Annotated in this window: 18 protein-coding genes; 14 read left to right on the forward strand and 4 right to left on the reverse strand. The window is 56.1% G+C overall.

The genetic code is table 11. The features are described 5' to 3' along the window. The first annotated feature begins 18 nt into the window (after window positions 1-18). The 9 genes from Pla52o_RS25565 to Pla52o_RS25595 all read left to right on the forward strand — a co-directional run bounded on the left by Pla52o_RS25565 (window position 19) and on the right by Pla52o_RS25595 (window position 9541). Window positions 19-1125: a D-TA family PLP-dependent enzyme gene (locus Pla52o_RS25565; RefSeq protein ID WP_146597481.1), complete on the forward strand. Its 1107-nt coding sequence runs from the start codon at window positions 19-21 to the stop codon at window positions 1123-1125. Then, the gene (locus tag Pla52o_RS25570) at window positions 1110-2567 is read left to right on the forward strand and encodes an MFS transporter (protein ID WP_146597482.1); all 1458 of its coding nucleotides are present in this window, start codon (window positions 1110-1112) and stop codon (window positions 2565-2567) included. The genes Pla52o_RS25565 and Pla52o_RS25570 overlap by 16 nt, the downstream gene beginning before the upstream one ends. Window positions 2568-2704: 137 nt before the next feature. Further along, window positions 2705-3871: a sialidase family protein gene (locus Pla52o_RS25575; protein WP_146597483.1), complete on the forward strand. Its 1167-nt coding sequence runs from the start codon at window positions 2705-2707 to the stop codon at window positions 3869-3871. A 321-nt stretch (window positions 3872-4192) separates the two neighbouring features. Then, a complete protein-coding gene (locus Pla52o_RS27225; RefSeq protein WP_197169531.1) occupies window positions 4193-4360 on the forward strand; it encodes a hypothetical protein in 168 nt (55 codons plus the stop codon). Window positions 4361-4863: 503 nt separating this feature from the next. Beyond that, entirely contained in the window at window positions 4864-5811 is a 948-nt protein-coding gene (locus Pla52o_RS25580) for a DUF1559 domain-containing protein (protein WP_146597484.1), read from the forward strand. 374 nt (window positions 5812-6185) lie between these two features. After that, window positions 6186-6323, forward strand: a complete 138-nt coding sequence (locus tag Pla52o_RS27230) for a hypothetical protein (protein WP_197169532.1) — start codon at window positions 6186-6188, stop codon at window positions 6321-6323. 120 nt (window positions 6324-6443) lie between these two features. Further along, window positions 6444-7610 carry a sialidase family protein gene (locus Pla52o_RS25585; protein ID WP_146597485.1) on the forward strand — a complete coding sequence of 389 codons (1167 nt, stop codon included), beginning with the start codon at window positions 6444-6446 and terminating at the stop codon, window positions 7608-7610. Window positions 7611-7901: 291 nt separating this feature from the next. Beyond that, window positions 7902-8870, forward strand: a complete 969-nt coding sequence (locus Pla52o_RS25590; protein WP_146597486.1) for a DUF1559 domain-containing protein — start codon at window positions 7902-7904, stop codon at window positions 8868-8870. A gap of 254 nt (window positions 8871-9124) precedes the next feature. Beyond that, window positions 9125-9541, forward strand: coding sequence for a hypothetical protein (locus Pla52o_RS25595; protein WP_146597487.1), 417 nt, complete (start codon window positions 9125-9127; stop codon window positions 9539-9541). Window positions 9542-10172: 631 nt separating this feature from the next. Here Pla52o_RS25595 and Pla52o_RS25600 read toward each other — a convergent pair. Continuing rightward, a complete protein-coding gene (locus Pla52o_RS25600) occupies window positions 10173-10421 on the reverse strand; it encodes a transposase (RefSeq protein WP_146597488.1) in 249 nt (82 codons plus the stop codon). A 157-nt stretch (window positions 10422-10578) separates the two neighbouring features. On the opposite strand from Pla52o_RS25600, the gene Pla52o_RS25605 reads away from it, so the two are divergent. The 5 genes from Pla52o_RS25605 to Pla52o_RS25625 all read left to right on the forward strand — a co-directional run bounded on the left by Pla52o_RS25605 (window position 10579) and on the right by Pla52o_RS25625 (window position 15734). Next, on the forward strand, window positions 10579-12078 hold the full coding sequence (locus tag Pla52o_RS25605; protein ID WP_146597489.1) for a sodium:solute symporter family transporter: 1500 nt from the start codon (window positions 10579-10581) through the stop codon (window positions 12076-12078). A 63-nt stretch (window positions 12079-12141) separates the two neighbouring features. Then, window positions 12142-12903 (forward strand): HpcH/HpaI aldolase family protein, encoded by a 762-nt coding sequence (locus Pla52o_RS25610; protein ID WP_146597490.1) that lies wholly within the window; start codon window positions 12142-12144, stop codon window positions 12901-12903. After that, on the forward strand, window positions 12890-13702 hold the full coding sequence (locus tag Pla52o_RS25615; protein ID WP_231612662.1) for an SDR family NAD(P)-dependent oxidoreductase: 813 nt from the start codon (window positions 12890-12892) through the stop codon (window positions 13700-13702). The genes Pla52o_RS25610 and Pla52o_RS25615 overlap by 14 nt, the downstream gene beginning before the upstream one ends. Window positions 13703-13704: 2 nt before the next feature. Next, window positions 13705-14664 carry a succinylglutamate desuccinylase/aspartoacylase family protein gene (locus tag Pla52o_RS25620; RefSeq protein ID WP_231612663.1) on the forward strand — a complete coding sequence of 320 codons (960 nt, stop codon included), beginning with the start codon at window positions 13705-13707 and terminating at the stop codon, window positions 14662-14664. Continuing rightward, window positions 14661-15734: a pyridoxal-phosphate dependent enzyme gene (locus Pla52o_RS25625; protein ID WP_146597493.1), complete on the forward strand. Its 1074-nt coding sequence runs from the start codon at window positions 14661-14663 to the stop codon at window positions 15732-15734. The genes Pla52o_RS25620 and Pla52o_RS25625 overlap by 4 nt, the downstream gene beginning before the upstream one ends. A gap of 515 nt (window positions 15735-16249) precedes the next feature. Here Pla52o_RS25625 and Pla52o_RS25630 read toward each other — a convergent pair. The 3 genes from Pla52o_RS25630 to Pla52o_RS25640 form a co-directional block, all read right to left on the reverse strand. Continuing rightward, window positions 16250-17350, reverse strand: coding sequence for a hypothetical protein (locus tag Pla52o_RS25630; protein WP_146597494.1), 1101 nt, complete (start codon window positions 17348-17350; stop codon window positions 16250-16252). A 332-nt stretch (window positions 17351-17682) separates the two neighbouring features. Next, window positions 17683-19572, reverse strand: coding sequence for an exo-alpha-sialidase (locus Pla52o_RS25635; RefSeq protein ID WP_197169535.1), 1890 nt, complete (start codon window positions 19570-19572; stop codon window positions 17683-17685). Between the two features lie 853 nt (window positions 19573-20425). After that, window positions 20426-21739 (reverse strand): NAD(P)-binding domain-containing protein, encoded by a 1314-nt coding sequence (locus Pla52o_RS25640; protein ID WP_231612664.1) that lies wholly within the window; start codon window positions 21737-21739, stop codon window positions 20426-20428. Window positions 21740-21766 lie beyond the last annotated feature (27 nt).

Raw genomic sequence — 21766 nt, forward strand, 5'->3', positions numbered from 1 at the left:
GCGCAGAAGCGAATCCCCATGTCGGCTTGGTACGAAGTCTCCAACATCAACGATGTTCCGTCACCCTCGGTTTTAGTTTATCCCGATCGCATCGATTTCAATTTGCAAATGATGATCGATCAGGCTGGCGACGTTCGCAAACTTCGTCCCCATGTTAAAACCCACAAATTGCCCCAGGTCGTGCGAATGAAGTTGTCGCACGGCATCACGAAGTTCAAGACTTCGACGATCGCCGAGGCGGAAATGGTGGCAATCGAAGGTGGTCCCGATGTGATGTTGGCCTACCAACCCGTTGGCCCCAACGTGCCAAGGCTGATTAAGCTGATTCAGACGTATCCACAAACGCGGTTCGCGGCGCTGGTGGATTGTGTTGATTGCTTAGACGTGATCGCGGCGGCGGCGGTCGCAGCCAACATATCGGTGCCATTATTCGTCGACTTGAATGTCGGCATGGACCGCAGCGGAATCGTGCCTGGGGATGAAGCGTTTGATTTATTCATGCGGATCGCGTCCCTCGATGGCGTCGAAGCCGCCGGACTTCACGCTTACGATGGGCACGTGCACGACTCCGATCCGAACGCGTTGGAGGCGAAGATTCAAGCGGCGTTCGCCCCCGTCTGGCGATTGAAGGAATCGATCGAAAACGCTGGAATGTCAGCCGGAACCATGGTCGTCTCGGGCACGCCGACTTCGTTTTCGATGGCACACCGGCATGACGTCGAAGTGGGCGCTGGCACGTCGGTGCTGTGGGACACAGGCCAACCCAAAATTTCTCCTGATCTGAATTTTCAAAACGCGGCTGTGTTGATTTCGCGAGTCATCAGCCACCCCACGCCCAACCGGATCTGCGTCGACCTGGGGCACAAAGCGGTTGCCTCGGAGTTCGATCATCCCCGCGTCACCTTCCTTGGACTCGACAACGCGTCGGCGGTGATGCACAGCGAAGAGCACTTGGTGCTCGAAGTCGACGACGCCCAGGCCTATCCCGTAGGCACGGTGTTGTATGGACTGCCGCGACACGTCTGCCCCACGATGGCACTGCATCAACAGGCATGGTGTGTTCGCGAAGGTCGCGCAGTTGAAACTTGGCCGATCACCGCGAGAGCTCGATGCCTGACGATCTAAATTCACCGGAACATTTCAGGGCCACCGCCGGTGAACCCGTTCCCGACGCCCACGATGCCGATTTGTCCGAACTTGCTCGCAAGCTGCCCGATGCTGGCGGACGCGCGACCACCGTCCGGTACCGCGTCATCGGTGTCAGCGTGTTGATGGCGTTCATCCTCTATCTGGACCGCGTTTGCCTGGGAGAGATCGTCAAGCTGGAGATGTTTCTGGCAGATTTTAGCGGCGATGCCACGGGCGTCGAGATGGACCAGGATGTGTTGCGGGCTCGAATCGGTGACACCTTGGCGGCCTTCTTCTGGACCTACGCTAGCTTTCAAATCCCAGCGGGTTGGGCCAGCGATCGGTTCGGCGCCCGCAAGATGTTAACCTTCTACATCGCAGCTTGGTCGCTGATGACAATTGCGACCGGGTTAGCCGCCACGTTGACCGGGCTATTGTTCGCTCGCTTGGCATTGGGGCTGGCCCAGGCAGGTGCATACCCGACATCGGGCGGCGTGATCCGCCGCTGGTTTCGAACCGAGAACCGCTCCATTGCCAGCGGTTGGGTGTCGATGGGCGGACGTATTGGCGGTGCCGTTGCGCCGGTGCTGACCGTTTTCGCGGCCAACCAAATTGGATCGTGGCGAATCGTCCTCGGCATCTACGGGATCGTCGGCTTGGCCACCGCGGCGATCTACTACTGGGTTGTGCGAGAACGCCCCTCCGAACACCCGGACGTCAATGAAGCCGAAGCGAAATGGATCGGATCGCCTGCAGACGACCATCGCAGCGAAGTCGGCGACATTTTGCCGATGCTGTGGGCTTGTTGCCTCAGCCGAACATTGTGGTTGAATTCAATCGTTCAGTTTGCGACGAACGTGGGCTGGGCATTTCTGATCACGTGGCTGCCAACCTATTTGATCGACCGCGGGCTCAGCGAGTTCAACGGCGGGGTGCTGCTGACGATTATATTGGGTGTCGGAATTCCAGCCCAATTGATCGGCGGATGGATCGGCGATTGGTGCGTGATCCGCTACGGAATCCGTTGGGGCCGTGTGCTGCCGGTCGCCGTAAGCAGCATGATCGCGGGACTCGCGTACGTCGCCTGCATCGGGTTCGATCAAGTTTGGATGGTGGTGACCTGTTTTGCGATCGTTTCGTTCATGACGGATGTCAAGAACCCACCGTTCTGGGCACTGATTCAAGACATTGGTGGCCGCAATACGTCAGGGATCTTCGCGTGGTCCAACATGTGGGGCAACTTTGGCGCGGCATTGACGTCATCGGTGCTGCCAAGATTAGCGACACTCGGTGCCAGCATGGGGTACGGCAATGGCGATTCGTTCATGTTTGTATTCCTGGGCGGCGCCTTCTTTTTGTCCGGCATCGCGGTGCTGGGGATGGACGCTACCAAACTAGTACAGCCGCCTCGGGACGCCGACTCCGGAGCATCCTCTTGAGTTTTGCGATTGTGTTAAACACACGCTAAACGCGGGAGATCACGCGACGGCTCCTCAATTCAACCTCGTGGCAAACAATTCGGGATCATGCTACGATCCACGACGACACGTCTCCCACCTTAGAAAAAATCATCACCATGCGACTTCACTGCTCAGCTTCGATTTTTGCCCTATCCATCGCGACTTGCCTTGTGGCCGCGACCGCTCACGGCCAACAGGCAACGCCACAAGGCGTGGCCCCAGGGATCGAAAAACCACTGCGGATTTCCCCCCGACCTGAAAATGGCCGGAACAGCGAGGGAGATTTTATCCAACTCAAAGACGGACGACTTTTGCTCGTTTACACGAAGTTCATCGGTACCGGCGATCACGCTCCCGCCGAACTCGTGGCACGGCACTCCACAGACGGTGGCGAGACGTGGAGCGAAGAGGATATGCCGATTCTCTCACGAAAGTCGGGCGAGACGAACTTGATGTCGGTTTCACTGCTGCGTCTGCAAGATGACCGGATCGCACTGTTTTATGCCCTAAAATATGTGGGTCCGCCGGGAACAAAGTATTCACAACTGGATCATATCGTGATGCGCACCAGCGCTGACGAAGGGGCGACATGGTCGGAGCCGACCTACGTAGTGCCGAAAGACCAACCGGGCTATCGCGTACTCAACAATGACCGCGTGATCCAGCTGAAGTCTGGTCGGCTGGTGGTGCCACTGGCCGTTCACTATCTACCAGGTTGGTCGGGGTGGCGGAACTCGGCGCAGATCGTTTGTTACCTATCCGATGACAATGGCAAGACATGGCGCGCGAGCACCAGCACGCTGGAATCCGAACTACTGGCTCAGGAACCCGGCGTGGTGGAATTAAAGAATGACGAATTGATGATCTTCTGTCGCAGCCGTGATTGCCAGCTCGTCTCGCATTCCAAAGATGGTGGCGAGACGTGGTCCGCGCTGCAGCGATCGAACATCGCTCAACCAGCCACCTCGCCGGCTTCGATCGAACGAATCCCATCAACCGGTGATTTGCTATTGGTGTGGAATAATGGCGACGACCCACTGGCCGCCGTCAAGCCGACCGGCCGTCGCCCATTTACAGCGGCGATCTCTAAAGATGAAGGTGCCACGTGGCAGCACATGCGGAACATCGGCACCGATCCACAGGGTTGGTATTGCTACACGGCGATCGAGTTCGTTGGTGATCACGTGGTGCTGGGCCATTGCGAATACCCCGGCTTGAATTCACTGCAAATCACTCGTTTCCCGGTCACTTGGCTGTACCAGTCAAGCGACGCCGCCGAGTGACTCACGCCACTTAGTTCGACGTTCGCAGCTTTACTGCTGCTTGTTAGCAAACCTTTTAACGAAAACGGCCTCCGGGTTGCAGGCGATTGCCTGTGCTTACCCCCCCCATTCAAGGAGGCCGCTTTCAATGGACATTGCAACATCTCTTATGCCACTTCAGCAAGCCTTCACCGCCGCGATGACCGAGCCAACCGCCCAGTCGTTTCGGAAACCCATCGTCGGCTGAATCATCGCGCCTAGGTGAACCATCCTGGGCGGAATTTGAGCCACCAACGCAACCAAGCATCACAGCGCCTACCACGGTGTCTTTGCTTCGGCGCGATGGTCGATCGAGCTGGCCTGGCTCTGGTTGATCGGGTCGTCAACGATACCGATCAAGCCACCGATTATCTCGTCGGTGATGACACGCTCATCCACAAGACAGGATTGAAGGTCGACGGCGCAGGCATGCGCCGCGATGCCTGCCAAAGCTCCAGCGGCTTCACCTAAAACCAAGACGAACAAGAAGCTCCGCCGCGAGCACCACCAGAAAACCGACTGGACGCGAGAGATGATCCATCATTCTGGCAGATCATGCGGCCGACAAATCCTTGCATTTCCTGGGTAATTCGGCCCACACCAGCGGCCGAACGCTCGCTCGACCGCCGGTGTGCATGTCGCCAGCCGCATCGGCAAAGACGCTCGACGGTGTAGCGCCCTCTCGCCTGCGTAGTGCCTTAAAACGGATGCCATCGGTATCCCTACCTCGCTGCTAACCACCGTCGGAGGCAGGCAATTCACCGCAATCACCGGTGGGCACCGGAGCCTGCCCGCTTTGGCCTTGATGCAGAAAAAGCCAGCGGATCAGCTACCCAAGAATGCGAGTTGTTTTTTGTTGCACCTGAGATCATTCTACAATACGCTTTAGCGTCAGCTTTCGTCACGCTATCGCGAAACTAGGGGCTCACAGCATTCCCTTTCACTTGCGTCCTCATTTCCAACGGAAGAACTTCATGAACGACCTCCTCCCTCAACGCTCCAGAGCGCAGCACTCGCGCGGCTTTACCCTCGTTGAATTACTTGTCGTCATCGCCATCATCGGAGTGTTGGTGGGACTGCTGTTGCCGGCCGTGCAAGCGGCACGCGAAGCGGCACGGCGGATGCAATGCTCGAATAATTTCAAGCAAGTGGGACTGGCCATGCACAATTACCACGACTCACATCTTAAGTTTCCGATGGGCGCCGGAATTACGGGTGGGTGCAGCGGAGAAACCGGGCGTCACATTTTTTCATGGGGTGTTCACATCCTGCCTTACCTGGAACAGGCGAGCCTCTACGATAACGTAATCTTTGAAAGCTCCGGGGATGTGGTCAATCTGGCAGCCAATTACACCACGGACAATTTTTTAACGCCTGTAGAGGCGTACCTTTGTCCCAGCAATCCCCAGGGTGACAAATTGGTCAATTCCGGGTTCAGTGCCGCCTTGAATGGAATCGGAATGCCGCGCACGGACATGGCGGGCGTGGCCGACTCTCGCAGTTGGAAATGTTTTTATTCCTCGGGTACCGAGGGTGTGCGACCGACGCCTTCAGGAGATGGCGTTTTGTATGCATTCTCAAAAACAAAGTTTCGCGACATCATCGATGGAACGTCGAACACATTGATGGTGGGAGAAATCACAGGAGACCCCCGGACCGCAACCGGCAATGCAAACTTGAACGGCACTTCCTACACGGTATACGACGTTTACGACACATCGGCCGGTATCAATGGACCTTTTACGGTTCCAGGCGGTGGCCCCTATGCGTTCCGACCCCAGGGATTTTCCAGCTTTCACCCAGGTGGGTGTCACTTCCTCTTCTCTGACGGCTCCGTTCACTTCCTGTCGGAAAACATGGACTCGGGAATTCTCGCAGCACTGACAACACGCTTGAATGGCGAAACGATCGGTGAATTTTAAGAAGTTTTCCAGGAACCGGAGACGCTCCTTACTGGCGCGTCATGATTAGCACCGAGGGACAGAGCATCGTTCCAGGCCACGTGTATCACCCTACTGGGGTGTGGCGATGGCTTGGGACGTTTTGTGATTTGAAAAACGGTGTTGAGGTGTTAAATCGCTTCGAAATGATACTCATGTCGCAGTTCCGGCGACACGGTTTCCTAGCTCCATCGTCGGATCGTTCAAGCTGGATTCAGCACTCGATGAATCATCGCCACGGACGATCGCCCCGCCGCCAGAAGTTCGCGTGCCCCGCGACAAAGGTAGTACCGCCGCAGCGCTCGGTGACAGCACATTGAATCTGCGCGGCACAAAACAGACCTGAAAAACACAAGATGCACTATCTGCTCGGGGCCAAACCGGGCGATCACAAATACTTGTTTGACCAAGTGATTGACGAAATGTCGACCGTGGCTTGGCTGACTCGCTGGCCACCGGAAACCATCACGCAACTCTTTTTGTGTTTGTGTTAGATAAACGCTAAACGCGCGAGATCACGCGATGGTTTCTCAATTCAACAAGCGTCTGGTGCATGTTCGGGATCTTGCTACGATCTTCAACGACACGTCTCCACCTTAGAAAAGGTCATCATTATGCGACTTCACTACCGAGCTTCGATCTTTGCTCTGTCCATCGCGACTTGCCTTGTGGCCGCGACCGCTCACGGCCAACAGGCAACGCCACAAGGCGTGGCCCCAGGGATCGAAAAACCACTGCGGATTTCCCCCCGACCTGAAAATGGCCGGAACAGCGAGGGAGATTTTATCCAACTCAAAGACGGACGACTTTTGCTCGTTTACACGAAGTTCATCGGTACCGGCGATCACGCTCCCGCCGAACTCGTGGCACGGCACTCCACAGACGGTGGCAAGACGTGGAGCGAAGAGGATATGCCGATTCTCTCACGAAAGTCGGGCGAGACGAACTTGATGTCGGTCTCCCTACTGCGTCTGCAAGATGACCGGATCGCACTGTTTTATGTCCAGAAATATGTGGGTCCGCCGGGAACAAAGTATTCACAACTCGATTATATCTTGATGCGCACCAGTGCTGACGAAGGGGCGACATGGTCGGAGCCGACCTACGTAGTGCCGAAAGACGAACCAGGCTATCGCGTGCTCAACAATGACCGCGTGATCCAGCTGAAGTCTGGTCGGCTGGTGGTTCCGCTGGCTGTTCACTATTTACCGGGCTGGTCGGGGTGGCGGAACTCGGCGCAGATCGTTTGCTACCTATCCGATGACAATGGCAAGACATGGCGCGTGAGCACCAGCACGTTGGAATCCGAACTGCTGGCCCAGGAACCCGGCGTGGTGGAATTAAAGAGCGGTGAACTGATGATGTTCGTTCGCAGTCGCGATTGTCAACTTGTCTCGCATTCCAAAGATGGTGGCGAAACGTGGTCGGCGATGCAGCGATCGAATATCGCCCAGCCGAGCGCCTCGCCGGCTTCGATCGAACGAATCCCATCAACCGGTGATTTGCTATTGGTGTGGAATAACGGCGACGACCCGCTGGCCGCAGTCAAGCCGACCGGCCGTCGCCCATTTACAGCGGCGATCTCTAAAGATGAAGGTGCCACGTGGCAGCACATGCGGAACATCGGCACCGATCCACAGGGTTGGTATTGCTACACGGCGATCGAGTTCGTTGGTGATCACGTGGTGCTAGGGCATTGCGAGTACCCCGGTTTGAATTCACTGCAAATCACTCGTTTCCCGGTCACTTGGCTGTACCAGTCAAGCGACGCCGCCGAGTGACCCACATCACTCAACGTGGCCACCGCCCGCACCCCCACCGGGCGGGCAGTCACCGTAGGGGCTAGGCAATCCACCGCTGTCACCGGTGAGCCTGCCCGCCTTGGCTTTGATTTTCATACTGAAAACCAAAAAGGGATCAGCCACAGAAAACATGCATTAATCCCCGTTGCCCTAAAGATCGTTTTGCAATAGGTTTTGACAGCATTCCTTACCACATTAGCGTGCCGTTGGTGACTCCCGCTTCCCGTTTCACGAGTCACTAGCGACCTCATTTCCCAACATAATAATCTCATGAACCACATCCACCCTCAACGTTACCACCTCCTCCCTCAACGTTCCGGAGTCCAGCACTCACGCGGCTTTACCCTCGTTGAATTACTTGTCGTCATCGCCATCATCGGAGTGTTGGTGGGATTGCTGTTGCCGGCCGTGCAAGCGGCACGCGAAGCGGCGCGACGGATGCAATGCTCGAATAATTTCAAGCAAGTGGGATTGGCTATGCACAATTACCACGACTCACATCGTGTGTTTCCGATGGGTGCCGGAATCACGGGTGGGTGCAGCGGAGAAACCGGACGCCACATTTTCTCGTGGGGGGTCCACATCCTTCCCTACCTGGAGCAGGCGAGCCTCTACGACAACGTGATCTTTGAAAATTCAGCGGAAGTGGTCAACTTGGCTGCCAATTACACCACGGACAATTTCCTAACGCCTGTAGAGGCTTATCTTTGTCCCAGCAATCCACAGGGCGACAAACTGGTCAATTCCGGGTTCGGTGCCTCGCTAAACGGAGTTGGGATGCCACGCACGGACATGGCGGGCGTAGCCGATTCTCGCAGCTGGAAATGTTTTTATTCCTCGGGTACCGAGGGTGTGCGACCGACGTCTACTGGAGATGGCGTTTTGTATGCATTCTCAAAAACAAAGTTTCGCGACATCATCGATGGAACGTCGAACACGTTGATGGTGGGAGAAATCACTGGAGACATCCGAACCGCAACCGGTTTTTCAACCTTGAACGGAACCTCGTACACGGTATATGACGTTTACGACACATCGGCCGGAATCAATGGCCCCTTTACGGTTCCAGGCGGTGGCACCTTTGCGTTCCGCCCCCAGGGATTCTCCAGCTTTCATCCAGGTGGGGGACACTTCCTCTTCTCTGACGGCTCTGTTCACTTCCTGTCGGAAAACATGGACTCGGGAATTCTCTCAGCACTGACGACACGCTTAGGTGGCGAAACGGTCGGCGAATACTAAAGAGTTTTTCAGGAAGCCGGAGACGCTCCTTACGGTCACGCAATGATTGGCCCCAAAGAGGCCAATCATTTATCCTCGAGTGGAACTCGGGGACGTGAGGCTCACGAGCGTTTCCAGCCTCGATAAGGGTGATCGCACAACCTGACTGCAAACTTGCGGTCCCCACGGTCGAAACGACATCGTGGCCAATCGCAAACTCCGGCGCTCCCACTACAACAACGAAACAACCCAACTTCATTTAGCAGGATAAACTGGTGTTCAAAACTGTATCAATGTGTGTACTGGTCTGCTTGACCATCGGGTGCGGAACAGAGAACGAGATCGGTCGGCGACCGGTCAACGGAACCGTGACATTCGACGGCAAACCGCTTGCGTCCGGCCAGATTCGATTTGTTCCCGTGCCGTCCGGCCCCGTGGGCGTTGCTGCCATTTCCCAGGGCAAGTATGAAGTCACGAACAAGGGCGGCGTTCCGTTGGGCGAAACCAAAGTGGAAATCGTCGCCACCAATGATGCGGCTCCAATGACGCTTGAGGAAATGGATGCCAACCCCAATTCCAAACCACCACAGGCTCTCGTCATTCCGCCTAAGTACAACCAGGCATCAGAACTGCGAGCCACCATCGAATCTGGCTCCGGCATGCAAACAGCAGACTTTGAGCTGACGAAATAGAAAGCACCGAGGGACAGAGCATTGCTCCTGAGCACATGAATCACCCTATTCGGAGGTGGCGATGGCTTGGGACGTTTTGTGATTTGGAAAACGGCATCGAGGTGTTAAATCACCTCGAGACAATGCTCATGTTGCGGTTCCGGCGACGCGGATTCATAGCTCCATCATCGGATCGTTCAACCTGGATTTTGGACACGATGAAGCATCGCCACGGACGATAGATCAGCCGCCAGAAGTTCGCGAACTCCTCGGCAAAGGTGGCACCGCCGCAGCGTTCGGTAACAACACACCGAGCCTGCGCCGCACATAGCAAACTTGCAAAACACAAAATACACTATCTGCTCGGGGCCAAACCGGGTGATCACAAACACTTGTTTGCTCAAGTGATTGACGAAATGTCGACCGCGGCTCAGCTGACTCGCCGGCCACTGGAAACCATCACGTGACGCTCGACGCTTGTTGCCTGACCTCCTCGTAAACTCGCAAGATGACTGGTGCGATATGCGAGCGTGTTGACCAACCAAGACTGAGTTCGAGGGCTTGCCAACCATCCATGAACCACTTGATCGCCCGATCGACTCCAAACCGCCATACGAAAAACCAGGCCTTGAGCAAGTCACTCTAAATCACCTTAAGCCGAACATCCGATGGCCATCGCGAAGACTCGGTCGCGAATAAGTTCATCAATTGCATATCGAATGCGATCAGGACGCCTCGGATCGCTGATTCCTTTAGCGATGCCGTCGGTCAACCCGAGTCTGTGATTAGCGTCACGAAGTAGAATCACATCAGCATTGGAGGTGAGCCGTTGGCAAGCTGCCTGGACCTCGATGGGACGATTGAAATCTGGTTCAAAAAGAGTATCTTGTCGTTCGCCCATCACGTGACTCTCGCTTGTGCTTGTGTTAGAGACACGCTAAACGAGAAAGGCCACATGACGGTTTCTCAATCCAACAAGTGCTTGGTGAGTGATTCGGTTTTAAATCAATTGCATCGCTCAAGCTCACAATCGACTTCAACTAACTCGATCGCTCATCATGGCCCCTATTGATTGGATCATCCTGCTTATCTACGCGTTGTCGACCATTGGCCTGGGATGGTATTTTGGTCGCAAGCAAGAGAGCTCGGACGAGTATTTCGTAGGCTCGGGAAAGATGAACCCGATCTTGATCGGCGTTTCATTGTTCGCGACCTTGCTGAGCACGATCAGCTATCTGGCGCTGCCGGGTGAAGTTGCTGGAAAGGGTCCGAGTTTTCTGACTAACTACCTTGCCTACCCCTTCATCTATCTATTCATCGCGATGATTCTGTTGCCCGTTTACATGCGACAACGGGTCACGAGTGCGTACGAGCTATTGGAGAATCAGTTGGGGCTGAGCATCCGGATGCTGGGCGCAACGATGTTCCTGCTGTTGCGACTGGTTTGGATGTCGGTGTTGGTTTATCTGACCGCCAAAGCGATCGCGACGATGATCGGCGTGGGCGACGAAATGGTGCCTTGGATTGTCTTGGTCACCGGCGCCTTCGCCATCACGTACACGTCGCTAGGTGGGTTGCGTGCCGTTGTGATCACCGACCTCATGCAAACGGTGCTGCTTTACGGCGGTGCGCTGCTGGTCCTGGGGACCATCACATGGAACATGGGCGGGTTTGGCTGGTTCCCGACGCAGTGGCAATCGGACGTCTGGGATAGGCAGCAAATTTTCAGCTGGGACCCGGCGACCCGAGTGACGGTGTTTGGTTCGATATTGTCGGTATTCTTATGGACGGTTGCCACTGCGGCAGGCGATCAGGTGGCCGTGCAGCGATTCATGGCGACCAAGGACGCAAAAACGGCGCGACGAGCGATCGCAATCCAGCTAGCAGTGGGGGCGATCGTTGGAATCACCCTGGGTTTGGTAGGGGTCGCATTACTGGGATACTACCAGGCCAACCCCGAATTATTGCCACGCGACACAACGTTACGGCTCCAAGCCGACGAATTGTTTCCGTACTTCATCGCCAACCGGCTTCCCCCGGTCATCACCGGTTTGGTCGTGTCGGGATTGTTTGCCGCCGCGATGTCTAGCATCGACTCAGGCGTCAACTCAATCACTGCCGTCGTCATGACCGATTTCCTAGATCGTTTCGGATGGAAACCATCAACGCAAGCCAAGCATCTGCTGTTTGCGAGGTTGTTGGCAGTCGCAATCGGTGCCGTTATCGTTCTGTCGAGCAGTCTGATTCAGTACATTCCCGGCAACTTCTTGGCGATCACGAACAAAACCGTCAACCTGCTCTCGATCCCGATTGCATTGCTGTTTTTCTTTGCACTGTTTGTGCCTTTCTCCAACGCAATCGGCGTTTGGATTGCCACAATCGCGAGCGTTAGCGTGGCTGTGTTGGTTGCTTTCTCAGGCGTGATTTTTGGGGTGAATCCCGAAACGGGCAATGATCCCATCAGCTTTCAATGGATCCAACCAGCCGCTTTGTTAACCGGTGTCAGCGTCGGCCTCGTCGCGTGCAAACTATTTTCCAAAGAAGAACCCGCCCCATAGCCGCGTCATCTTTCATCATTCGAAACCCAGCTCCACAAACCCAAACACCTGTCGATTCAATCAATGAGAACAAGCAAAACACTTGCGAAAATACGCAGCGGTGAGATCATTCGCACGTGCGTCATGGGACATTACATTCCAGCCTATGTCTGCCACGCAGCACGAGCGGGATACGACTGCATCTGGGTCGACCTGGAACACCGAGCGATGACGAGTCGCGAAGTGGAAGCCTTGCTCGCATTCTCGCATCTGTACGACATCGACATCATGCTCCGTCCTCCCACATTGGGGAAAACGCGACTGTCTCGTTATCTCGAGGACGGTGCTGCGGGGCTGATGATTCCGCATGTATCAACGGTGGACAAAGCCAAGATGTTGGTGGATGCCGTCAAGTTTCCTCCGCTAGGAGATCGCGGACTGGACAATGCTGGATTGGACGCCGACTTCCATATCCATGACGCCGATGAGTACGTTGCCTGGGCGAACCGCGAAACGTTTTTGTGTGTGCAAATCGAAACGCCAGAAGGCGTTCGCAATGCGGACGCCATTGCGGCTGTTGAAGGTGTCGACATGATTTTTGTCGGTCCAGGAGACCTTGGACTTCGACTTCGTCAGAGCGGAGAGATGACGCTCGACGAAGCATGGGAGATCATTGCCACGGCGTGTCGCAAACACAACAAGGCATTTGGTGGCCCGGTGGTCGCTGATGGCGAGATGCAGAAAAGAAAAGACCAGGGTGCGAAGCTGCTGGTCAACAGCAGCGAATTCCATGGTTGGTCCACCTCCCTATCACAAGACAGTCTGAAATTTGATGCCCTCCGATGAACCCATGCGTCTGAATTCCAAACGGGCACTCGTCACGGGGGCTGGTAAAGGCATCGGTCGAGGCTGTGCCCTTGAGCTGGCGCGGGCGGGTGCTGACCTGATTCTCAATGATCGCCCGGGCAGTCAAGAGCTCGCACAGACGGCTGACGACATTCGCGCACTGGGGCGCCAGTGCTGGACTGTAGAGGCCGACGTGTTTTCACCTGACGGCTGCGCCGCGCTGATCCAATCAGCGATTCAGCAGGCTGGTGAAATCGATATTCTGATCAGCAATCCGGCCTACGGAAAACGAGATCGCTTTCTGGATTTTTCGACAAGCGAGTTCGACAAGGTAATCGACGCCACGTTCAAGTCTGGCTTTCACATCGCCCAAGCGATGGCCCGCCATCGCGTTGAACTTGGGGGCGGCGGCAAGATCTTGTTCATTACCAGCGTTGTGGCGGAGATGCCGTTTGAAGAGTGTTCACCTTACAGCGCCGCCAAAGCAGCGTTGAATCAACTCACACAGTGCATTGCCGTGGAGTTATTCTCACACCGAATCAATGTCAACGCAATCGAACCGGGCTGGATCGACACGCCAAACGAACGCGTGACCTTCTCCGATGACGTCATCGACTCGAGCGGCGCTAGCCTGCCTTGGGGTCGACTCGGCACGCCAGCTGATATTGGTAGAGCAGCGACGTTTTTAGTATCCGATGCTGCGGACTACATCACCGGCACCGTGCTTCCTGTTGACGGCGGATTTCGATTCAAGGACATGCGCAGTGTTTCTCAATTGGCACCCAAAAAAGCGACATGAACATGACAGATGCCTCGCTGTTTGACTATCGAGAATTTACCAGTGACTGCGATGGCCCCCGGTTGCTGATCACTGCTGGGATTCATGGTGATGAGTATCTGCCGATGCTGGCAGTGAAGGAATTGATCGATCGATTTGATACCGACGCTGAGCTTCGTTCGAGCCTACGCGGCAGCCTCACGTTGATTCCGATTGCCAACCAGGCGGCCTTTGAACGAGGCAATCGATGCGGTGCGGATAACATCGACCTTGCCCGCGTCTTCCCAGGAACGCCTAACGGCAATCCGACGGAGCAACTTGCCTGCGCGTTAAGTGACCAGATTCGCAGAGCCGATTTTTTCGTCGATCTGCATACCGGAGGCACCGAGCTGTGCGTCTTTCCAATGGCAGGATACACCCTGCATTCGGATCAGTCCATTTTGGAGCAACAACGTCAATTAGCGGTTGCATTTGGGTTACCGTTTGTCTGGGGAACGTCTGCCGAGTTGCAGGGACGCTCGCTATCGCTGGCTCGCGATTGTGGAGTCCCCGCGATTTATGTCGAGTACCTGGGTGCCCACCGCGAGCTCGCGGAGGCCATATCTGGGGCCGCACAATCGCGGACGCCCGATCATCCGCTGGTAGCGGGCTGCTTGAACGTGATGCGGCATCTGGGCATCTTGCCTGAAATCGCGGAACCGTTGCCTGCAGCCTGCGATGTTGTCGAAGATGAAAGACCCGGAGCGGGTCACATGCAAGCAGGACCCTCCGCACCCGCAACCGGTTTCCTTGTACCGGCCGTCGAACTAGGACAATCAATCGCGAAGGGTGATTTGCTGGCCGAGATCGTTACCGCAACCGACCGCACAAAGCATCAAGTACTATCACAGCAAAGTGGCCGAGTTCTGGTCATTCGTGACTATCCAAGAATCAATCAAGGCGAGGCCGTAGCGGTGGTTGCCGAAAGCGTTAAAGCAGAATGAGCGTTTGGAACTGGAGTGATCGCTATTCACCAATCGTCGACCCAGGCTTTCAGGTGACACTCGGCGAAGGACACACCGCGTGCGTCCGATCCCGGCGGATTGGGCCCGCGTTGGGAATCAAAAATCTGTACTTCAAGCTCGAATCGACCAACCCCAGTGGATCGTACAAAGATCGCTTTGCGGCGCTGGCGGTCAGCCACATGCTGCAGCGTAATCAAAGCACTTGCATTGCGACATCAAGTGGAAACACCGGCGCCGCCTTGGCCGCCTATTGTGCTGCGGCAGGAATTCGATGCCAGATTGCAGTTGTCGAATCAGCCCCGCTGGCCAAATTGCAACAAATGATGGCCTATGGAGCCGAAATCCAGAAAGTCCGTGGCTTTGGGATGGACGCGGCGATTACGAATCAGGTCTTTGATCGCTTGCACCAACTTGCGGAAAGTCCTGAATGTGAATTGCAGATCAGCGCTTATCGTTTAAGTCCGTTGGGCATGCAGGGGGTCGAAAGCATCGCGTTTGAAATCCAAGCACAACTTTCTTCTTCGGATCGTTCGGTCGATCATGTCTTTTGTCCGGCAGGCGGGGGCGGATTGACGTTGGCAACGGCTCGCGGCTTCCTGAAAACTCCCGCAAGACCCGCCGTGCATTGTGTTCAGCCGGAAGGGAACGACACGATCGCCAGCCGGTTGCGCAATCGCAGCGATCAAGCCACCGACGTGCAGTGCACCACCTCGATCAGCGGTTTGCAAGTGGCCTCGGTGATCGACGGCCACGAGGTGATCGCGGCCTGCAGGGCATCGGGAGGCACCGGATATACCGTCAGTGATGCCGAAACGTTTGAAGCTCAAAAGCGGCTGGCGCGAGAAGAGGGCGTCTTCTGCGAACCTGCGGGTGCGGTTGCACTAGCGGGAGCTCTGAACGCGTTCCGCAAGGGCGAACTGGCGCCCGAGGCGTCTGTCGTCTGCATTGTTTCGGGCAGTGGATTCAAAGATGGCACCTCCGTTGAACGCATGAACCAGCATAGCGGCTATCAGCTTGTCGAGCTGGAGGATCTTTTCCAATCACAGTAGGCAGCTCGAGCTCGGAGCTCGGGGACAGCTCGAGCTCGGGGACAGTGATAGCTCGGGGACAGGATCAGCTCGGGGACAGTGATCGCACAGACAGAGATCGGGGCCCCAGGTCGGGGACAGTGATCGTACGGAAGCCGTTGAGCACGGAAAGAGCTCGGGGACAGTGATCGCACAGACAGAAACAGCTCGACAGATCGGGGCCCCAGGTCGGGGACAGAGGTCGGGGACAGTGATCGTACGGAGCTCGGGGACAGTGATCAGCTCGGGGACAGTGATCGCACAGACAGAGATCGGGGCCCAGGTCGGGGACAGTGATCGTACGGAAGCCGTTGAGCACGGAAATGACAACTTCGATTCGGATCGACACTCGGTCTTGACAGTGCTGTAGCTATTTTACGAGTGCCTGAGCGCCCTAAACATGTCGCGTCTCGCCCACTTTTTCTGCTTCGCTTGTAGCGGTAGCCCCGCAGTGAGGCGTCTGCCTGCTGTCGAAGCGTCACAACTTGAAATTGAACTCACAAGCGCTCGCTCAGTGGCGTCCGAGTGACGGACGGCGACACAGGCTGCTGAGCGACTTGCCGCTGAGCGGCGAGCCGGGCGCGCACGGCGCGACAAGCATGCTGACCGAGCTGGGTTTGACAGCGTCTGCTATAGCGTCTGTGCCGCTCCTGTAGCTCCAAGACGTTCACTTCTTTACCGTCTAAATAAATCGGCGTTTGCAGCTTGTCTTTCGTTAACATTTCGCTCGCCTGCAGCTCCGGTCGGGATTCCAGTGCTAGCTGCCACAATAGGCGTTCGTAAGCCTCAAGCGCCATCGGCAAACAACCAAGACGCGTTAAGATCTCCGTGCGATTAGCTGATCCCACATCCGTTTTGCTTGAGTTTTCTGCTACAGGATTTAGCGGTTGCGCGACCACTTCGCTGGCCAATTCCAGTGGCGCCAACCACTCCGAAGTGTCCGGCACGCCGCCGGAGAGTGTCCGCAAACGCTCGCCGATCGAAACTTCACTGTAGTCATCGAGCGAATCGGCCAATCCGGCGCGAAGCGGATTGAGATCGACGTACGCCATACAGGCCAGCACTGCGGGCTCATCTTCGAGGCGTTTCAGTTTAAAACGCTCTTCAAAGAACCGCCCCGTGCACTCGTCTTCTAAGTTACATTCACGCGCAATCGTCTGACACATCAAGCGGATAAACCACGAAATATCCGATAGCCTCAATCGAAGCTCGGCAACACGCGAGGGGTCGCTCGTGATTTGCGTGATTTCACTTCCTTGGATTTCTCCTCCAAGTTTGTTTTGACAGCGCTTTCGCGAAGTCAACGAGAGCCAGCGCACCGCGACCTGCCGATCGCTTAACGCCCGGACTAGGTCGGGGCGGTTGCGTAGCACGCAGTGCCAATGGTTCGGGATGATAGCAAAGGCAAGCACATCGATACAGAATCGCTGGGCCAGGAACTGCATTCGCTGGCGAAACCGCTCGCGGCGGTAGCCATAGTCGATGCCGGTGAGCGGATCGACTCCGTGCAAGTAGCTTCGTCTGACGGTGCGATTAAACGCGTGGTAAACCCCCACTTCATCGCGTGCAAACGTACAACATCGACTTGTCCGGGACATCGCATCGATCCCCTAAAGAAGAGTAAAGATGGAGCAACCTCGCCTCTATCATACCGCTGCGTCTGGCGGGTACAGCCGAGAATCCACAAATGGGGAGCTTACAAATTCGACTTGTCGATCTAGGTCCAGTAGATGCCTGCACTTGCGACGCAAAAAGTGCTTCGCCCCGCAGCTCCTGCTAGCACTACATGTAGACTGGCCACCTGGATACTCAAACCAGTTGGCAAGCAAGTACCTGCATGCACTGTCCCCGATGCACCCGATGCAGATGCATGCACTGTCCCCGACCTTCACTGTCCCCGACCTCTGCACTGTCCCCGACCTCTCTTCAATTAACGATAAAACCAAGTGACGGGCAGCGATCGAAATCGGCACGAGTACCCGCCTTTGCCCTGGTCCCAATAGCTCATTACCGCCCGGTCGCCCACAAAGATGAGACTGATGTACGAAAACGTGCGACTCGAATCAGACTCCAAGTTGCCCACCACCGTCCACGTTTCACCTTCGTCACGCGAGATGGCCGCCGTCAATGGAGTTCGCTTGCCGCCATGCCCCGCTCCGGGGGCATAGGTATTGTTCCAGATTAACAGCAGGTCCCCCGTGGACGGAATCCGCCGCAAGGTAGTGGGAGCCTCTGGCCCCTGAATCCCCAGCGACGTCATTGGTCCCCAGGTGTCTCCGCCATCCTCCGAATACGCTTTGCCCGGATAACCTAGCTGAGTCCTGACGAGCATCATGATGCGGCCATCCTTTAGTTCGATGACTTCCGGTTCCATCGCTCCGCGTTTGTCCGCGTCCACCTTGCCTTTGCTATCTCGCCACGTTTTCCCCCCGTCATCGGACAGAAAGCAGTGCGATTGAAAGTGATTGTTAGTCGCTACATCTGGTGTCGATGCGGCGGGCAGCAACAGACGTCCGGTCGATAAAGCCGTGATGCGATCGTTGTTGACAACGTGGTAACCGGCGGCCGTAGACACCTTCACCGGTTCTCCAAACGTCGCCCCTTCGTCTGTGGAGATTCGCAGGTACGGGGTCAGCTCGCTGTGACTGTTTTTCTGCAGATAGACCATCCCAATCGAACCATCGGCCAATCGCCGCAAGGTGACGCTCATCACATTCATGCCGCCCGTGTTGGGCTGCAGTACGCGAGACGCTGACCACGTCCGGCCACCATCGGTGGACTGGCGTGCCACCACATGCGCCTGCGCAAAATCACTGCCACTGCCGTGAAATTCGGTGACGGCAAACAACAGCGAACCATCATTTAAGGCCACGATCGAACCCTCGGTGTAACGAGGATGCTCAGGCTTGGCTTGATACACCAGCGTTGAAACGTCAGCGTCGCTCGGTTCCGGCACAGGCCCGCTCAAAACCAATAGCGACTGCGCCGCGCGATAAGATGTGTCTGCGTTCTCGTCATCGAGAAGCTGCTTGAGGGAATCCACGACGCCGGTGGCCCAAGCGTCCCCAGCGAACGTGGCTGCATAGGTTCGCACAGCCGGGTCCGGTGCGTGCAAGTTTGCTGCCAAGGCCCGCAGCCCCTCCGCGTCGCCCAGCGCCGCCAAGGAATGATGGACATACGCTTTCTGTATGGCATCGTCGCAGCGTGGCAGTTGAGCTTTGATCTGCGGGATGTCCGCTGCGTTTCCAATCCGCCCCAAAATCCACACCGCAATTCGAAGTACATCTAGGTCTTCGCTATTTAATGAGTCGCGGAGAAACTGCATCGCATCCGGATTACCGCAGCGGCCCAGCGCGGCAGCTGCCATCAGCTTGAGTATTCGCATATCATCGGTAGTTGCGAACGCCTTTCGCAGGGCCACACCGTCACCAATCTCGACTACTTTGTAGAGGCTCTCGGCTGCGTGAACGTGACCGTAGGGATCGTCGCCAGCCAGTATGTCCAACATCACCGTGGTGCGAGCTTTGTCACCGGCACGAACGAGTTCGCGAGCGATCCCACAGCGCCGTTGATCGTCTTTTTCTGCCGCCAGTTTATCAGTCAGGTAATCGCGGACTTCGTCGCCGTAGCCGGCCAGCGTCAGCCCCTCGGCTGCATGAATCGACGGCCAGAACTCGTCGCTGCGTAGCCCAGATCGCAAAATCTCTAGACACCGCTGACGCGTCGGCTCGTCCAACGAGATCGGCGTCCGCTCGGCTGCCGATAGGTTGACTGACAACAATGTGATACTGATCAATAACGGATATACAAGTGTGTTCATCGCAAGCATTCGTTGAAGCCGACTGAGCGGCAAAGATACATCGGAGCCCTGTTCTGGTAGGCTATATTGAGACCATGTCGCCACATCTTACACGGTTTGCACCTTCGGTGTGGACCTTCAGTGCCGAGTTTTCAGCCCGCCGAGTTCAGGTCCCCCGAAAGAGAAAAAGTGGAATGTCGAGCAATGGCTTCGCGCCCCCCGCTCTGCATCACTTTGGCATCGGGCATCGTCCGGGCGGCAACGCCCCAGGCCGCCCCACCGAATATCGTGTTCGTGTTGTGGACCGGAAAAGGGGGCAGGAGCCTAATTGAAAGATTGGAGGAACTTGCGTGGACGACCACGCATTCTCAAGATGGATTACAGATTGTACTTTCGTGTTTTGACTCGGCCCAGCCACTCCGGTAACCGAACAAGTCAACCGGGTAGTTCTGGAGCCCTTCATCGCGGTTGCCCTTCGCCAGCCGCCTCGTCTCCGATGATTTGCATTGGCAAGGCAAAGGGAAGTCTATCCCTTCAACGCGACTAGCCCTGAAACAGGCAACTCTTGATCTTACCCCTACTCTTACACCTTCAATCCCGTCTGCGCAAGCTCCGCTGGACCGCCACCAACCGGAGAAGGCTAGGATTAAGAGCAAGGCTACGATTAAGAAACAAAAGGAGGCAAAGCCATGCGACCGTTTCGATCCAAGAAACGGGATATCGTCATTCACCTGCAATCGACCGTTACTACCGCATGCACCCGTACCAAGAATGGCGTCGATCTCCCGTCCAGAGCCCATCGCCTCTAAAATCTTCGCTTGTTTAAGGACGAGCGTTTTACCCAACAATACCTTTGGCGTTAGCGGGCTAAGGACTAGCAATCACAACGGTCGCGACTTGCCGAACCACAAGCGGTTCCTTCACCGCGATAAGCCAAGTCGGTGGAGCAGACGCCTGTCTGTGGCAGGGTGAGCTCCACTCGCCGCGCGGATTCGAGGTCGCCGGCCAACTCCGCAGCAACCGAACGCACTTGTTCATACCCTGTTCGCAGCAAAAACGTGGGTGCACGACCGTAGCTTTTCATGCCAACGATATAGAACCCATTCTCTGGGTGCTTCAGCTCCTCGGCTCCGTGTGGCGAAACCGAACCGCAACGATGGTGATTGGGGTCAATCATGGGACCGAGTCGTTTTGCCGCTTCAGTCGAGATATCCAGTTCAAGGCGTAGCTCTCGAAGCATTTCTAAGTTAGGACGTGAACCTGCGGCAACGATGACTTCGTCCACAACCACCCGCGACACCCCTTCAACGTCAACCACCTCGATTCCTTCACCAGGACGCTCCTCGAGTGCACTGATTGACAACCCCGTTAGCAGCGACACGAGCCCCGACTTCACCACGGAATGCACACGGGTTCCGAGCGCACCGCGTTCAACAATTTCGTCCGCGGAACCACCTCCCCAAAGCTTTGTGGGGTCGGTTCGCCGGATGCCCCACACGATTGAGGTCGCAGGGTCCTCCTGCCTGAGCTTCTCCAAACTCAATACGCTCCCGATCGCCGAATGCCCCGACCCCACCACCAAGACGCGTTTTCCCGCATATCGCTCTCGCTCTTGTCCCAACACATCGGGCATCCCATAGCGAATGTGCGATTGAAGTTTTTGCTCGCCATCGGCCATGACGCCCCCAGCGCCAAGCGGATTCGGAGTCGTCCAGGTTCCCGACGCATCCATGACCGCTCGCACTTTGAAGCGTCGCGGGCCCTCCGGCGTCTCCGCAACGATTAGAAACGGAGCGTCGTTGCGGTTGCCGTCTGCCATGCGATCATGTCCGTCACGCGAAACGGAAACCACTTTATGTTCAAGCTTGATGTGAGCGGCGATCGCGTGGTGTGCCGCCAGCGGATCAAGCAGCCCCTCCACAAGTTCTTGTGCGTAGGGAACATCCTCTCCATTGGGTTCTTTCCAGCTTCCATCTGCTTGAAGCAATCTTTTGCTTGCCGGATCAATCAGGAAAGACCATGGCGTAAACAATCGAACGTGCCGCCATTGCCAGACGCTGGCGGCAATTCGAGGCCCCGCCTCAAAAACCAGGGGAGTCAGCCCTCGTTCGACCAAATTTGCTGCAGCAGCAAGCCCGATGGGCCCTGCACCAATCACGGCGATGGGCAACTTATTTGACTCTGTCATGCTCTCTCGATCCGCAGGATTCGCGTT

The sequence above is a fragment of the Novipirellula galeiformis genome, assembly GCF_007860095.1.
GTDB classification, from domain to species: Bacteria; Planctomycetota; Planctomycetia; order Pirellulales; family Pirellulaceae; genus Novipirellula; species Novipirellula galeiformis.

Coding starts and splice junctions, on each gene's coding strand:
- Pla52o_RS25565 (WP_146597481.1), top strand. CDS start 19: ATGTCGGCTTGGTACGAAGTCTCCAACATCAACGATGTTCCGTCACCC.
- Pla52o_RS25570 (WP_146597482.1), top strand. CDS start 1,110: ATGCCTGACGATCTAAATTCACCGGAACATTTCAGGGCCACCGCCGGT.
- Pla52o_RS25575 (WP_146597483.1), top strand. CDS start 2,705: ATGCGACTTCACTGCTCAGCTTCGATTTTTGCCCTATCCATCGCGACT.
- Pla52o_RS27225 (WP_197169531.1), top strand. CDS start 4,193: ATGGTCGATCGAGCTGGCCTGGCTCTGGTTGATCGGGTCGTCAACGAT.
- Pla52o_RS25580 (WP_146597484.1), top strand. CDS start 4,864: ATGAACGACCTCCTCCCTCAACGCTCCAGAGCGCAGCACTCGCGCGGC.
- Pla52o_RS27230 (WP_197169532.1), top strand. CDS start 6,186: ATGCACTATCTGCTCGGGGCCAAACCGGGCGATCACAAATACTTGTTT.
- Pla52o_RS25585 (WP_146597485.1), top strand. CDS start 6,444: ATGCGACTTCACTACCGAGCTTCGATCTTTGCTCTGTCCATCGCGACT.
- Pla52o_RS25590 (WP_146597486.1), top strand. CDS start 7,902: ATGAACCACATCCACCCTCAACGTTACCACCTCCTCCCTCAACGTTCC.
- Pla52o_RS25600 (WP_146597488.1), bottom strand. CDS start 10,421: ATGGGCGAACGACAAGATACTCTTTTTGAACCAGATTTCAATCGTCCC.
- Pla52o_RS25605 (WP_146597489.1), top strand. CDS start 10,579: ATGGCCCCTATTGATTGGATCATCCTGCTTATCTACGCGTTGTCGACC.
- Pla52o_RS25610 (WP_146597490.1), top strand. CDS start 12,142: ATGAGAACAAGCAAAACACTTGCGAAAATACGCAGCGGTGAGATCATT.
- Pla52o_RS25615 (WP_231612662.1), top strand. CDS start 12,890: ATGCCCTCCGATGAACCCATGCGTCTGAATTCCAAACGGGCACTCGTC.
- Pla52o_RS25620 (WP_231612663.1), top strand. CDS start 13,705: ATGACAGATGCCTCGCTGTTTGACTATCGAGAATTTACCAGTGACTGC.
- Pla52o_RS25625 (WP_146597493.1), top strand. CDS start 14,661: ATGAGCGTTTGGAACTGGAGTGATCGCTATTCACCAATCGTCGACCCA.
- Pla52o_RS25630 (WP_146597494.1), bottom strand. CDS start 17,350: ATGTCCCGGACAAGTCGATGTTGTACGTTTGCACGCGATGAAGTGGGG.
- Pla52o_RS25635 (WP_197169535.1), bottom strand. CDS start 19,572: ATGAACACACTTGTATATCCGTTATTGATCAGTATCACATTGTTGTCA.
- Pla52o_RS25640 (WP_231612664.1), bottom strand. CDS start 21,739: ATGACAGAGTCAAATAAGTTGCCCATCGCCGTGATTGGTGCAGGGCCC.